The organism is Ensifer sp. Root278, assembly GCF_001429285.1.
In the GTDB taxonomy this organism is placed as follows: domain Bacteria; phylum Pseudomonadota; class Alphaproteobacteria; order Rhizobiales; family Rhizobiaceae; genus Ensifer.
This window is the reverse complement of sequence record NZ_LMJJ01000042.1, coordinates 148,634-162,690: the sequence shown is the minus strand read 5'-3', so window position 1 is coordinate 162,690 and position 14,057 is coordinate 148,634. Positions and strand designations below refer to the sequence as shown.

At 63.1% G+C, this 14,057-nt stretch carries 12 protein-coding genes; 7 read left to right on the top strand and 5 right to left on the bottom strand.

The genetic code is table 11. The features are described 5' to 3' along the window. Positions 1-4: 4 nt before the first annotated feature. From ASE60_RS28530 to ASE60_RS28500, 7 genes are all read left to right on the top strand, one after another. Positions 5-613 (top strand): nicotinate-nucleotide adenylyltransferase, encoded by a 609-nt coding sequence (locus ASE60_RS28530; RefSeq protein WP_082616199.1) that lies wholly within the window; start codon positions 5-7, stop codon positions 611-613. A 102-nt stretch (positions 614-715) separates the two neighbouring features. Then, positions 716-1,147: a ribosome silencing factor gene (rsfS, locus tag ASE60_RS28525; protein ID WP_057254963.1), complete on the top strand. Its 432-nt coding sequence runs from the start codon at positions 716-718 to the stop codon at positions 1,145-1,147. Between the two features lie 260 nt (positions 1,148-1,407). Continuing rightward, on the top strand, positions 1,408-1,890 hold the full coding sequence (gene rlmH / locus ASE60_RS28520) for a 23S rRNA (pseudouridine(1915)-N(3))-methyltransferase RlmH (RefSeq protein ID WP_057254962.1): 483 nt from the start codon (positions 1,408-1,410) through the stop codon (positions 1,888-1,890). Between the two features lie 163 nt (positions 1,891-2,053). Beyond that, entirely contained in the window at positions 2,054-3,451 is a 1,398-nt protein-coding gene (locus ASE60_RS28515; protein WP_057255096.1) for a murein hydrolase activator EnvC, read from the top strand. Next, positions 3,441-4,763 (top strand): S41 family peptidase, encoded by a 1,323-nt coding sequence (locus ASE60_RS28510; RefSeq protein ID WP_057254961.1) that lies wholly within the window; start codon positions 3,441-3,443, stop codon positions 4,761-4,763. The genes ASE60_RS28515 and ASE60_RS28510 overlap by 11 nt, the downstream gene beginning before the upstream one ends. Positions 4,764-5,115: 352 nt before the next feature. Further along, the gene (locus ASE60_RS28505) at positions 5,116-6,324 is read left to right on the top strand and encodes a divergent polysaccharide deacetylase family protein (RefSeq protein WP_057254960.1); all 1,209 of its coding nucleotides are present in this window, start codon (positions 5,116-5,118) and stop codon (positions 6,322-6,324) included. A 52-nt stretch (positions 6,325-6,376) separates the two neighbouring features. Further along, entirely contained in the window at positions 6,377-6,904 is a 528-nt protein-coding gene (locus tag ASE60_RS28500; protein ID WP_057254959.1) for an RNA pyrophosphohydrolase, read from the top strand. Between the two features lie 87 nt (positions 6,905-6,991). Here the strand turns inward: ASE60_RS28500 and bfr are convergent, their stop codons facing one another. The 5 genes from bfr to ASE60_RS35080 form a co-directional block, all read right to left on the bottom strand. Further along, positions 6,992-7,483: a bacterioferritin gene (bfr, locus tag ASE60_RS28495; protein WP_034802698.1), complete on the bottom strand. Its 492-nt coding sequence runs from the start codon at positions 7,481-7,483 to the stop codon at positions 6,992-6,994. After that, on the bottom strand, positions 7,449-7,760 hold the full coding sequence (locus ASE60_RS28490; protein WP_057254958.1) for a (2Fe-2S)-binding protein: 312 nt from the start codon (positions 7,758-7,760) through the stop codon (positions 7,449-7,451). The genes bfr and ASE60_RS28490 overlap by 35 nt, the downstream gene beginning before the upstream one ends. 370 nt (positions 7,761-8,130) lie before the next feature. Further along, positions 8,131-11,490 carry an error-prone DNA polymerase gene (locus tag ASE60_RS28485; protein ID WP_057254957.1) on the bottom strand — a complete coding sequence of 1,120 codons (3,360 nt, stop codon included), beginning with the start codon at positions 11,488-11,490 and terminating at the stop codon, positions 8,131-8,133. Continuing rightward, positions 11,487-13,040, bottom strand: a complete 1,554-nt coding sequence (locus ASE60_RS28480) for a DNA polymerase Y family protein (protein WP_244495723.1) — start codon at positions 13,038-13,040, stop codon at positions 11,487-11,489. The genes ASE60_RS28485 and ASE60_RS28480 overlap by 4 nt, the downstream gene beginning before the upstream one ends. After that, the gene (locus ASE60_RS35080; RefSeq protein WP_057254955.1) at positions 12,955-13,908 is read right to left on the bottom strand and encodes a hypothetical protein; all 954 of its coding nucleotides are present in this window, start codon (positions 13,906-13,908) and stop codon (positions 12,955-12,957) included. The genes ASE60_RS28480 and ASE60_RS35080 overlap by 86 nt, the downstream gene beginning before the upstream one ends. Positions 13,909-14,057 lie beyond the last annotated feature (149 nt).

Sequence of the window (14,057 nt, the reverse complement as noted above, 5' to 3'; positions counted from 1 at the left end):
CAAGGTGAACGCCCGCTACCTGCGCATGCCCCATGTCGAGAGCGGCATGGTGGTCGGCCTCTTCGGCGGATCCTTCAATCCGCCGCACGAGGGCCATGTGCTGGTCGCCGACACGGCGATCCAGCGGTTGGGGCTCGACCAGCTCTGGTGGATGGTGACGCCCGGCAATCCGCTGAAAGACCACAACAACCTGGCGCCGCTCGCAGACCGCATCGCCATGAGCGAGAAGATCGCACCCAACCCGCGCATCAAGGTGACCGCCTTCGAACAGGCGCTCGGCCAAAGCTACACCGCTCGCACGCTGGAGACGGTGCGCGCCCGCAACCGCGATATCCACTTCGTCTGGATCATGGGCGCCGACAACCTGAAGAGCTTTCACCGCTGGCAGAACTGGCAGAAGATCGCCCGCACCTTCCCGATCGCCGTCATCGATCGGCCGGGCTCGACGCTCGCCTATCTCTCCTCGCGCATGGCCAGGACCTTCGACTATGCCCGCATCGACGAGGACGACGCCCGCCGTCTGGCCTATCACGCAGCCCCCGCCTGGACCTTCATCCATGGGCCTCGCTCATCGATGAGCTCGACCGCGCTTCGGGCGGTGAAGCCTACGTGAATTCCCATGATTCACTTCTCCTGTCTTGAAACCGCTACGGTTTGATGCCTACATTCACTAACGGTTCGATCTTTGTTCGAATCGATAGTGCCTGTTCTGTTCATGTGGAAAGGAAAGACCCTGACAACAGCACACGCCAAGGGATATGCGGTCTCCGCGTTCCCGCGCAGCACGGGATCTAGCGACGAAGCCGCTGTCCGTGCGCTTCAACTGGTCCTCGAAAGCCTAGAGGACTCGAAGGCAGAAGATATCGTCAGCATCAACATTGCCGGAAAATCGGCGCTGGGAGACTTCATGGTCGTTGTCTCCGGGCGATCGACGAGGCATGTGATGGCCATTGCCGATCACCTGACGACCGACCTGAAAGACGGGGGCTTTGGCAATGCCCGTGTCGAAGGTCTGGAAGGCGGTGACTGGGTGCTGATCGACACCGGCGATGTGATCGTTCACATCTTCCGGCCGGAGATCCGGGAGTTCTACAACATCGAGAGGATGTGGGCGGCTCCTGAGATCGAGGACGGCACCTTGCATTGAGACCGACCGGGTCGCCGCGCAGCTGAGTGCCGGACGAGCCGAGATGCGGTCATGCATGAATTTGAAGGGCTGGCGCCGCTCGCGGCGTTGTCAGCCGGAAGTTTGTTGCGACTGATCGTAACCTTTTGGGCTCGTTATCCGGACCAGGCGCGAACGACGCTGCAAGGCTCCATGGACGCGGCATAAGATTCTCCTTGAATCGATCCGATTTCAGGAACTATGCAGTGTGCGTTGCAGCGCAAGCGAGGACGGGTAAGGTCATGCGTATCGGACTTTTCGCAGTCGGCCGCCTCAAGGCGGGGCCGGAAAAGGATCTCGCGGCCCGTTATCTCGATCGCTTTTCCAAGGCCGGTCCGGCGATCGGTCTGGAACTTTCCCGCGTCGTCGAAGTCAACGAAAGCCGTGCCTCCAATGCCGACACGCGCAAGCGGGAAGAAGCCTCCCAGCTTGAGAAGGCGCTTGCCGAAGGCAGCCTGCTCGTGCTTCTCGACGAACGTGGCAAGGCGCTCGATTCCGAAGGCTTTGCATCGCTCCTCGGTACGTTCCGCGACAGCGGCAAGCGCGACCTGATGATTGCGATCGGCGGCGCCGACGGCCTCGACCCGAGCCTTCACGCCCGCGCCGATGCGGTGCTCAACCTTGGAAAGATGACCTGGCCGCACCAGCTCGTGCGCATCCTGATTGCCGAGCAGCTTTACCGCGCCGTCACCATTCTCTCCGGCCACCCCTATCATCGGGTCTAGGCCAGGTGGGCCGTTTTCCGCGGGATACTTCACCCGGCAACACGCACCGATAACGAGAATATGCTTGGTCGTGCGCGACAAATCAGATTAGGTTTTTTCTTCATAATTCCGGATGGACGCACGCGAACCGATGACGCGCCGAGGCAGGACCAGCGCTTTCAGCATGGGAAGAGACGACGCAGGACGGCTTGCCCGTAAAGCGGCGGCCTTTGCGCTCGCGCTGGCGATCGGCCTGCCGGCCGGCGCCCAGGAGGTCACGCCGCCCGGCGCCTCGATGGCCGGCCAGGAACAGGGGCCGCCCGATCCTGCCGCCGACCTCACCCTTCGCCGCAACAACACGCGCAGCGAACTCGACGCGCTTTCGAAGACCATCACGCTGTCGCAGGAGCGCGCCAACGCGCTGACCGAGACCATCGCCGAGATCGACAAGACCAACGAGACGCTGCGCGCTGCGATCGTCGATTCCGCCAAGAAGCGCCAGGGTCTTGAGCAACAGATCGTCGACGGCGAGAAGAAACTGAGCGATCTGCGAACCAAGGAGGACGCCGTCCGAAAGTCCCTGCACTCGCGCCGCGGGGTACTTGCTGAGGTTCTCGCCGCGCTGCAGCGGATGGGACGCAACCCGCCGCCAGCGATCCTGGTGACGCCGGAGGATGCGCTGTCCTCGGTGCGAAGCGCCATTCTGCTCGGCGCCGTCGTACCCGGTCTTCGCAAGGAAACCGAAAACCTGGTGGCCGACCTCAAGGCATTGGCCGACATTCGCGCTGGCATCGACCGGCAGCGTGAAGAGCTGACCGCGACGATGACGGCCAATGTCGAAGAAGAGCGCCGCATGTCGATGCTGGTCGCCGAAAAGGAGAAGCTGCGCCAGTCGCGCGCCAGCGAGCTCGCCGCCGAGCAGCGCAAGGCGCAAGAACTTGCCAGCCAGGCCACCAATCTCCAGGGCCTGATCGGCTCGCTCGAAAGCCAGATCGCCTCTGTTCGAGAGGCCGCAGAAGCAGCCCGCGCCCAGGAGCAAGAGCGCCTGCGCATGAGCGAGGCCGAGCGCGAAGCGGCACGCGAGTTGGCCCGCAATGCCGTGCCCGACAAAAACCGCATTGCGCCAGCATACGTGTTTTCGGAGCTGAGGAATAAGCTTGCCTATCCGGCCGCGGGATCGCTTTTGCGAAAGTTTGGTGATGCCGATGGCACGGGGCACTCCCTGCAAGGGATCATGCTGGAAACCAATCCCGGCGCGCTGGTGACTGCGCCGTCAGATGGCTGGATCGTCTATGCAGGCAATTTCCGCAGTTATGGGCAGATGATCATTCTCAATCCTGGTGACGGCTACCATGTGGTGCTGTCCGGCATGGAGACGGTGAGCGTGCAGACCGGACAATTCGTCGTGGCGGGTGAACCGCTGGCGACGATGGGCGCAAAAAGAGTCGCAAGTGCTGCGGCCTTGGCGCTGGAAACGGACCGGCCGACGCTTTACATTGAATTCCGAAAAGACGGAAAACCGGTTGATTCCCGACCGTGGTGGACCGCAGCAGAGGTTGGAAAGGCGCGAAATGATACGTAGGGCTTCACTTGTTCTGGTCGGAGCGCTCATGGGCGCGACCGCGATGGGCGTGGTTTATTCGGCTGTCGTTCCGGCCGTCGCTGCCAACACCTCGACCTATCGCGAACTGGCAATTTTCGGCGACGTATTCGAACGCGTGCGCGCGCAATATGTGACGCCGCCGCAGGACGACAAGCTGATCGAGAACGCCATCAATGGCATGCTCTCCTCGCTTGATCCGCATTCGAGCTACATGAACTCGGCCGACGCCGAGGACATGCGCACCCAGACCCGCGGTGAGTTCGGCGGTCTCGGCATCGAAGTCACGATGGAAGACGACCTCGTCAAGGTGACGAGCCCGATCGACGACACGCCTGCGGCTCGCGCCGGCGTGCTTGCCGGCGACTTCATATCGAAGATTGACGGTGCGGACGTTCGTGGCCTGAAGCTCGAAGACGCCGTTGAAAAGATGCGCGGCGCCGTCGGCACCCCGATCAAGCTGACGATCCTGCGCAAGGGTGCGGACAAGCCGATCGAACTGACGATCGTTCGCGACGTCATCGCCGTTCGCGCCGTCAAGGTTCGCACCGAAGGCGACGTCGGCTACCTGCGCGTCATCTCCTTCACCGAGAAGACCTATGACGACCTGAAGAAGGGCATCGAGAAGATCAAGGCGGAAGTGCCGGCCGACAAGCTCAAGGGCTATGTGCTCGACCTGCGCCTCAATCCGGGTGGCCTGCTCGACCAGGCGATCAACGTCTCCGACGCCTTCCTGGAGCGTGGCGAGGTCGTTTCGACCCGCGGCCGCAACCCGGACGAAACCCGCCGCTTCAACGCGACGCCGGGCGACCTGACCGATGGCAAGCCGGTGATCGTGCTCGTCAACGGCGGCTCGGCTTCCGCTTCGGAAATCGTCGCCGGCGCCCTGCAGGATCTGAAGCGCGCAACCGTTCTCGGCACGCGCTCCTTCGGCAAGGGTTCGGTCCAGACGATCATCCCGCTCGGCGAAGCTGGTGCGCTGCGTCTGACGACGGCGCTCTACTACACGCCGTCGGGAAAATCGATCCAGGGCACGGGCATCTCGCCCGACATCAAGGTCGAACAGCCGCTGCCGCCGGAACTGCTCGGCAAGGTCGAGGCTCAGGGCGAATCCGACCTGCGCGGTCACATCCAGGGTCAGAGCGAGACCGACGAAGGTTCGGGCTCGGTCGCCTATGTGCCGCCGGAAACAAAGGACGACCTGCAGCTCAACTACGCACTCGACCTGTTGCGTGGCAAGAAGACGGATCCGACCTTCCCGGCCAACCCGGAACAGGCGCAGCTCAAGAAGTAAGCCTGCAGGGTATGCAATTGAGAGCGCCGCGTGTTCGAAAGAACACGCGGCGCTCTGCATTTCAGTAAGGCGCATCCTCCGCCCTAGGCAGATGCACTGGTCAACGCGACACCGCTAAATTATAGGGGTACAGGCGCTGTCGCGGCCACTGATTCTCAGACCACCGGCGCGCTAAGGGAAGAACAGGCGAAGCGTCTCAGCGCCGCCTCGCACTGCAGCGCCGCGCGTCCTGCTCGATGCGCGAAGGTCGCTGCAGCACTTTGAATTGCTGCGTGTTTTGTCCTTTGATCGACTATGATCATAGGCAGGCGTGCAGAAGCGGCAACATCGCACAGATCGACCGAGGCTCCGTTTGGGAACTGATCTCAATGCCCCCCTGGGCCAGAACCGGCGGGTAAAGCCAGCGGCGAAGCGCAATCCCCGACGCATGCTCGGGTTCTCTCTACTCGGTCTCTGTATTGCGTCGGTCGTCGGACTGTCGCTGTGGGGCACCCTTGCGCCTGATGGGCTGAAGCGCGGTCAGACCGAAACAGCGGCGAGCGAGAGTGCGAAGGGCACCGACGAGAAACCAGCGAAGGCAGATAATGGCCAATCGGGCGTAGGCGGAACGATGAAGCCGGGGACCGCCTATTCCGGCGCCGACGTCGAACATACGCTCACCGATGACGGTTCCACCGTTACCACGTTTTCGCCGCGCGGCCGCGACGGCAAGGGCCCTGCCCTCATCAATGTCGGTCCGATCCGCGGCCAGGATCCGCGCATGGCGGCCATGCCCAATGACGATCTCCTGGAAGAGAGCCCCGCCGGGCGCCTGCCGATCACCGGTCCGGACGGGCTGCGCCCGATGGATCAATATGCGCGGCCCTGGTCCGGCGCGCGCGGCACCCGCATCGCGCTGGTCGTCGGCGGTCTCGGCCTCAGCCAGACCGGAACGCAGAGGGCGATCCGCGACCTGCCGGGCGAAGTGACGCTGGGCTTTGCTACCGCCGGAAACAGCCTGCAGCGCTGGATGCAGGAGGCACGCCGAAGCGGCCATGAGATCCTGCTGCAGGTGCCGATGGAGCCGTTCGACTATCCGGCCAATGATCCCGGTCCCAACGCCTTGCGCATCGGTCTCGGCGCCAAGAAGAACCTGACCGAACTGCACCGCAACCTCGCCGAGATCACCAATTATACCGGCATCATGAATTATCTCGGCGGCCGCTTCCTGTCGGATGCCGATGCGCTGGAGCCGGTCATGCGCGATCTCGGCAAGCGCGGCCTGCTGTTCCTCGACGACGGTACCTCGGCGCAATCGCTCTCGGGCAAGCTCGCCGATGCCTTCGATGTGCCGCATGGCTTTGCCGACCTGACACTCGACACGGAGCTCAGCCGCAGCGCGATCCTGAAGAAGCTCGACGAGCTCGAGCGCATTGCGCGCCGCAATGGCACCGCCATCGGCGTCGCCTCCGCCTTCGACGAAAGCGTCGGCGCGATTGCCTCCTGGATCGGCGAGGCACAGGGGCGCGGCATCGAGATCGTCGGCGTTTCCGCGCTCGTCAAGGATCCGCAACAGAACTAGGTTACAGCCATCCCGACAGGATGATTTGACGATTGTAAAGAAGAGGCAGCCGATGAGCAAAGACAAGGACAAACAACTCAGAGCGGAGGACCTTCCCTATCGTCCTTGCGTAGGGGTCATGGTGCTGAACCGCGCGGGTCTCGTCTGGGCTGGACATCGCATCGCCGTCGGCAATTCCGAATATGATGGCTCGCCGCAGCAATGGCAGATGCCGCAGGGCGGCATCGACAAGGGTGAGGATCCGCTGAAGGCCGCCTATCGCGAACTCTACGAAGAAACCGGCATGAGCACAGTGTCGCTGCTCGCCGAAGCGCCCGGCTGGATCAACTACGATCTGCCCGAGCACCTGATCGGCATCGGTCTCAAGGGCAAGTATCGCGGCCAGACACAACGCTGGTATGCCTTCCGCTTCGAGGGCGAGGAGAACGAAATCGCCATCAACCCGCCGCCGGGCGGGCATGAGCCGGAGTTCGACGCCTGGGAGTGGAAACCGATGCGCGAACTGCCGGAACTGATCGTGCCGTTCAAGCGCAAGGTCTACGAGGAGGTCGTCACGGCCTTCGCGCATCTCGCGCCGTAAGGCGTGTGGCGCAAAAGTGCGCAGCAGTTCTCACTGACAAAAAAGCCGGCGAGATCGCCGGCCTTTCTTTCAAATATTGCGCCGAACTCAGTCGGCTTCGGCCTCGTTGGCCGGGGCAGCGTTGAGCTGGCCGTATTTCTCTTCGCCGATCTTGTCGAGCAGCTCGAGCTGGGTTTCCAGGAAGTCGATGTGGCCCTCTTCGTCGGCGAGCAGTTCTTCGAAGAGCTTCATGGAGACATAGTCTCCAGCGGCGTGACAGATGTCGCGTGATTTCTTGTAGGCGGTGCGGGCGTCGTATTCGCCGGCGAGGTCGGCCTTCAGCACTTCCTTGACGTTCTGGCCGATGCGCAACGGCGCAACCGTCTGCAGGTTGGGGTGGCCTTCAAGGAAGATGATGCGCGCAACGAGCTTGTCGGCATGCTGCATCTCCTCGATGGATTCTGCGCGCTCCTTCTTGGCGAGAAGCGTGTAACCCCAGTCTTCGAGGAGGCGGTAATGCAGCCAATACTGGTTGACGGCACCGAGTTCGAGATAGAGCGCTTCGTTAAGCTGCTCGATGACTTTTTTGTCGCCTTTCAAGATCCGCCCTCCGATTATCCTCATGGAATTGTTTGAGGCGGGTCATGAAATCAAATATCTCGGCGTCCGTCGAGTCGCGGTGCGCGTGATATTGCTCGGTGGTGCGGATGATGATGTCGACGACATTGGGGAAGCAACCGCAGCAACGGCCGCGCTTTTCCATCGCGTGATAGACTTTCGCCGGCACGATCAGCTGCCAACAGTCCTCGTCGAGGAGGCCGATGATCGTATCCTCGATCTCTTTTTCCGTGATGAAATTGCAGCTGCAAACCAGCATGTCGTCTCGCCTGTCGTACGCAACGCCCTGTATCAGCGCATAAAGCAAAACAGGACATTTAGTGTCAACTAAAAACTCCGCGAGCGGAAGTTGCAGGTCGATTAGAACGACTCTAAACTTGACAAAAAACTTCGTCTTTTCAGAATTTTAGAGAAACGTGAACGACTATTCTTGTAAACCAGAGGTCGATCATGCCGCGCGTTTCCTGCGACATTTTTACACACCGCAGGCGCTACCCTACTATGAAGAGCCCGACTGTGGCCTCACACATGATGATCCGGACCGTTCCGGACCTAGGTAAGTTGATCTGCTTTTTCCTCGAAAGGCCCACCCGGCTGCCCGTTGAAGCAGCGAGGGTCGGACCCTCCCTTCAATGGAAATTGCGCCCCTTCGGCATCACGTCTGCCACCTCGGCCGTCGTCTGTTCCGGGCTGCCACCGGAACGCCGCACCGTGGCCAGGCGCAGATCGCCCTGCGCCTTCTTCTCGCGCGCGTCGCCGGTGGGCCTCAGCGCTTCATCGGCACGGTCGCTTGCGCCGAACCGCCGCGCCTCCGTGCGCAACAGTCCCAGCATCGGCGTGATGTCCTCGATGTGTTCGGCGACCACGTGGATGACGCTGCTTTCGCGCTGCAGCCGGCCGCGGATCTTGACCAACCGCGCGCCCATGACCACCGGGCGATAGGTCGCAAACACCTTCGGCCAGACGATCGCATTGGCAACGCCGGTTTCGTCCTCGATCGTCATGAAGATGACGCCCTTGGCGGAGCCCGGACGCTGGCGAACGAGCACCAACCCGGCGACGGTTATCCGCCGCCCGACCGGGGCGGTCGCAAGCGTGCGGCTGGTGACGATGCCCTGTTCGGAAAGCGTCTCTCGCAGGAAGGAGACCGGATGCGCCTTGAGCGAGAAGGAGAGATAACGATAATCGTTGATCACCTGCTCGCCCGGCAACATCTCCGGCAGGATCATGGCTGGCTCCGGCCGCAATTCCGCCCTCGCCGCGCCTTCGAAGAGCGGCAGCCTTTCGGCAGCACTCTTTTCGTCCAGCGCCTTTACCGCCCAGAGCGCCTTGCGGCGATCGAGCCCGATCGAACGGAAAGCGTCCGCATCGGCGAGCCTTTCGAGCGCGGAGCGGGAGAGACCCGAGCGCAGCCAGAGGTCACGGACCGTCCCGTAACCGGTACCCCGGTTGGCGACGAGTTTCTTCTCGATCTCTTCTTGGTTCAGCCCCTTGATCGAATTGAAGCCGAGGCGCATCGCCTTGTCAGTCTTGATCACGTCCTCCATTTCGCGATGACGCGGCTCGATGGCACCCTTATCGAGGCCGCCGTCTTCGAGATCGGCATCCCAGACCGAATGATTGATGTCGACGGGTCGCACCCGGACCCCATGCTCGCGCGCGTCGCGCACCAGTTGCCCGGGCGCGTAAAAGCCCATCGGCTGCGAGTTCAGAAGGGCGGCACAGAAGACATCCGGATAATAGGTCTTCAGCCAGGACGAGACATAGACCAAGAGCGCGAAGGACGCGGCATGACTTTCGGGAAAGCCATATTCGCCGAAACCTTCGATCTGCTTGAAGCAGCGCTCGGCGAAATCGCGCGGATATTTGTTCTTGACCATGCCTTCGATCATCTTCTCGTGGAAGGTATGGATGGTGCCGGTGCGCTTGAAGGTCGCCATGGCGCGACGCAGCCGATCGGCCTCACTGGGTGAGAAACCGGCGGCGGTGATGGCGATCTGCATCGCCTGCTCCTGGAACAGCGGCACGCCGAGCGTCCGCTCCAGCACGACCTTCAGCTCAGGGCTTGGATATTCGATGGGGATATTGCGTGCGCGCTGCTCGCGCCGCTTCAGATAGGGATGCACCATGTTGCCCTGGATCGGCCCGGGCCGGACGATCGCCACCTCGATGACGAGATCATAGAAGATGCGCGGCTTCAGCCGTGGCAGCATGCTCATCTGCGCCCGGCTTTCGATCTGGAAGACGCCGATCGTATCGGCGCGGCATATCATGTCGTAGACGGCTTTCTGCTCATCCTTGAAGAGCTGGTGCAGGTTTTTCCGCTCGCCGTAATGCCGGTCGAGAAGCTCGAAGGCGCGGGCGATGCAGGTGAGCATGCCGAGCGCCAACACGTCGATCTTCAGGATCTTCAGCGTGTCGAGATCGTCCTTGTCCCACTCGATCATGTAGCGGTCGGGCATTGCCGTGTTCATGATCGGCACGACCTCGTCGAGCCGGTCGCGGGTAATAACGAAGCCCCCGACATGCTGCGAAAGATGGCGCGGGAAGCTCATCAGTTCGGTGGCATAGTCGAGCACCTTCACCGTCGTCGGATCCTTCGTATCGAGCCCGGCAGCCTGCGCCTCACGCTCCGAGAGATCGGCGACCGACCAGCCCCAGACCGAACCGGCAAGCGCCGATTGCACGTCTTCTGAGAACCCGAAAGCCTTGGCAGTCTCGCGGCCGGCCGAGCGCGCCCGATAGCTGATGACGGCGGCCGTCAGCCCCGCATGCTCCTTGCCGTAGGTGCGGTAGATATGCTGGATCACCTCTTCCCGCTTCTCGTGCTCGAAATCGACGTCGATATCCGGCGGCTCGTCGCGCTCGGTCGAGAGGAAGCGGTCGAAGAGCAGGGTGGTCGAAAGCGGATCGACTTCGGTGATCCTCAGACAGTAACAGACGGTGGAATTCGCCGCCGAGCCGCGGCCCTGGCAGAGGATTTCGGCCTTGCGCGCAAACTGCATGATATTGCGCACCGTCAGGAAATAGGGCTCGTAACGCTTGCTGGCGATCAGCTCGAGCTCGTACTCGATCTGCGTCGAAACCTTCTGCGAAATGCCCTCGGGATAGCGCTCGTGCGCGCCTTGCATCGTCAGCCGCCTAAGGGTCTGCGTCGGCGTCTCGCCCGGAATGCTTTCATCCGGATACTGATATTCGAGATCCGACAGCGAGAACTTCAGCCTCCCGAAGAAATGCCCGGTATTGGCGATCGCTTCCGGATAGTCGCGGAAGATGCGCGCCATTTCGGCGGGCGTCTTCAGATGCCGCTCGGCATTGGCATGCAACCGGTAGCCTGCGGTCGCGATCGTCACATGCTCGCGGATGGCGGTGACGACATCGGCGAGCGGCCGTCGCGCGGCGACATGAAACAGCGGACTGTTGGTGGCGACGAGCTTGATCGCGGCATGGCGGGCAATGGTCGCAAGTCCGGCGAAGGCAAGCTGGTCGAAGCCGTCATAGCGCGGCACCAGCGCCAGATAGAGCCGGTCGGCAAAATGCGGCTTCAGCCGCCTGAGGAAATCGGCAAGCAGGGTTGCCTCCGGCGCGCCGATCACCGGATCCGGCAGCACGACGAGCAACAGGTCCTCGCCCCACTCGACGAGATCGGCTTCATAGAGCGTGCAGGTGCCCTTCTTGGCGCGCAGGTTTCCAGCACTCAGCATCCGGCAGAGATTGCCCCAGCCGCGGCGATTGCAGGGATAGGCGAGCACGTCGGGCAGGTCCTCCGCAAAGGAGAGCCGCGCGCCGGGCTGAAAGGCGTATTTCTCCACCTTGGCCTGCGCATGCGCGCGCACCACGCCGGCAACCGTATTGCGGTCAGCAATGCCAAGGCCGCCAATGTTAAGACGGCTCGCCGCAACCACCATCTCGCCCGGATGAGACGCGCCTTCGAGGAAGGAGAAATTCGACCAGGCGCCGATCTCGAAATAGGGGACAGCGTCGCTCATGCGAAGACTCCATGCATGAACCAGCGCGGCGGGGCGCTCGCACCATAATGCCCCTCGCGAAACAGCCAGAACCGCCGGCCGCGTTCGTCTTCCACCCGAAAATAATCGCGCTCCATCGCCGGCTCGCCGTCGAGCCACCACTCGCCGGCGATCCGCTCCGGCCCCTCGGCCCGTGCGATGCGGTGCAGCGTGCGCCGCCAGCGGAAGCTTCTCGGCGGCCCCTCCGGCACCTCGGCCACCGCCTCCACCGGCTCGGGGCTTGGAAAGAGCCGCTGCGGCCGAGCCGCCGCGGCAAGCAGGATCGCGGGAATGTTTTGCGCAGGCGCCTCGGCCTTGCCCATGAGCGCGAGATCCGTGAGTGGGCGGAAGCTTGCCGCCCGCTCCGGCACGTGGCTTTCCGAAAGAGCCGGCACCAGCAGGCTCTCCGCCCCGAACCTTGCCATCACCCGGTCGGCAAAGGCCGCAAGCGGGCGCTCGCGATCCGGCGTGCCGGAGAAATCCTCCTGCATCACCTCGTATTTTTCGCTCTTCGGCACCGAGAGCCTGAGGATTTCGAAGCCGAAGCCGGCATCGAGATCCTCGTGCACCGCCTGCAGCCGTTCACGGAAGAGACCGGCGACGCGCCGCGGCTCGTTGAGCGGCGAGGACGTGCCGGCGGCGATGCGGAAGACCGCGCCATCGACGCGGAAAAGCAGAAGCTCGAACAGACGCCCGCCCTGCCCACGCTTTTCCAGTTCCGGCTTCAGCCGCATCGCCAGCTCTTCCGTCAAGCCGAGAATATCGTCTTCGCCCTGGACCGGTTCGCCGAGACGGCGCTCCACTGAGAGGGCGGCGACGGGCAACCGCGGCGACAGTGGCTCATCCTCCCGCCCGAGCGCCTGATCGAGGCGCAGAAGCAGGGTCGCGCCGAACCGGCGGGCAAGCGGCGCGCGCGGCGCCTCGACGATGTCGCCGACCTGCTTGAGCCCGACCCGGCCAAGCGTTTCGATCGTCTCCCGCGGCAGCCGGAGCGCCGCCATCGGCAGCGGCGCCAGCACCCGCGCCGCCTCGTCCGGGGCAAGAATGCCGTCGGAGCCGAACCGCGCCACCGCCCAGGAGAGCCCGGCGGACGAGGAGATCGCCGCGCGGGCCTCGACCCCCAGATGAAAGAGGCGGGCGAGCAGATCGTCGAACAGCGCCTTTTCCCCGCCGAGAAGATGGGCGCAGCCGGTGATGTCGAGAAAGAGGCCGCTGTCGCCATCGAGCGCGACGAGCGGCGTATAGCGGCAACACCAATCCGCAAGCCCTTCGAGCAGGGCCCGATCGGCGGCGGGATCGGCCGGCAGCACGTCGATCTCGGGACACATGGCCCGGGCTTCGGCAACACCCTGGCCGATGTGAAAACCCGCTTTTTCGGCGTAACCGTCGAGCGCGACGAGGCGCATCGCGCTCTTCACCTTGTCAGCGAAGACGACAGGCGGATGCTCAGGACGCCCGCGGGAAAGCCACGAGTTCCCCCAGCGTTTGCGGGCGACCCGATCGGCCGGGAGATGCGGAAAGGCGAGCGACAGAATGCGCTGGTTCTGGATCTGCCGCAGCAGCGGCTGGTAGGGGCTCGACGGGGTAAAGGCGGCGGTCATGGGGGTTCCACTCCAGCAGGAAGCCGAGCGGCGCAGGAGCCCTGCTCTTCTCGGCGATGACATGAAAGACGGGATGGCCGATGCTGCCGCGAAGCATCGATCCATCCGGTAGGGGACGCTCGCGCGCCGGCGCCGGCTCGACGAGGAAGCGGAAGAAGGCGCTGCTCGCCTCCTCGTGCCCGGACTGGCGCAGGAGCAGAAGGGGAACATGGCCCGCGCGTGAGCGAACATGCAGGCGCCGGCTCTCGCTGAGCGCAAGAGCTGCGGGATTGCCGCGAATTTCCAGGATGACGGCACAGAAGCTCGGGACGGAAAGCGCCGCCTCGGCGATCCAGAGCGCGTCCTTCACCGTGCGCGGCAGGCTGAAGACGAGGCCGCGGACATCGAGCCCATAGGCCTTGAGACCCAATCCATAGGGCAGGCCCGCCTCGTTGGAAGCCATCGACTGGCTGATCCAGAGAACCGGAGCTGCCGGCTCGCCTTTTTCCAGGCGCGCCTGCTGGCAGAGCACGCTGAGTGCCGCGGCAAAACCGGCGGCAGCGCCGGCATCGCGCGTCTCGGCATTGCGGATTTCCGTCATGCCTTCGAGCGGTAGGCCGCCTTCGAGAAGCGTGTCCAGATCCGCAACCCCGAGCGCAAGCGCCCGACGGCCAGGCTCATCTTCCTCGCGCTGACGGAAGCCGCCGGGATCGGCCGCCTTGGCGGCGCGCACGACGCCCGGAAGCCGACGGTTTTCGATCCTGGCTATGGTCTCTCGGAGCGAAAGTACCGTCTCCCGCTCCACGGCTTTGTCGGCCATGACGGTCAACTCCCATCATAAATGTTCATGTTATGTTCTATTAGATTCCAGAGCTTCCTAAATGAGTCAACAGCCAATTCTAAGAATTTATTCCTGTCCCCATGCCCGCGGAATTCAACACTCGAAAAACACTGGCAAAATCGCTATAT

Bases quoted from the DNA above. Each gene is read 5' to 3' on its own strand.
- ASE60_RS28510 (WP_057254961.1), top strand. From the start codon at position 3,441: ATGATACGTAGGGCTTCACTTGTTCTGGTCGGAGCGCTCATGGGCGCG.
- rlmH (WP_057254962.1), top strand. From the start codon at position 1,408: ATGCGTATCGGACTTTTCGCAGTCGGCCGCCTCAAGGCGGGGCCGGAA.
- ASE60_RS28515 (WP_057255096.1), top strand. From the start codon at position 2,054: ATGGGAAGAGACGACGCAGGACGGCTTGCCCGTAAAGCGGCGGCCTTT.
- ASE60_RS35080 (WP_057254955.1), bottom strand. From the start codon at position 13,908: ATGGCCGACAAAGCCGTGGAGCGGGAGACGGTACTTTCGCTCCGAGAG.
- ASE60_RS28500 (WP_057254959.1), top strand. From the start codon at position 6,377: ATGAGCAAAGACAAGGACAAACAACTCAGAGCGGAGGACCTTCCCTAT.
- ASE60_RS28490 (WP_057254958.1), bottom strand. From the start codon at position 7,760: ATGCTGGTTTGCAGCTGCAATTTCATCACGGAAAAAGAGATCGAGGAT.
- ASE60_RS28485 (WP_057254957.1), bottom strand. From the start codon at position 11,490: ATGAGCGACGCTGTCCCCTATTTCGAGATCGGCGCCTGGTCGAATTTC.
- rsfS (WP_057254963.1), top strand. From the start codon at position 716: ATGTGGAAAGGAAAGACCCTGACAACAGCACACGCCAAGGGATATGCG.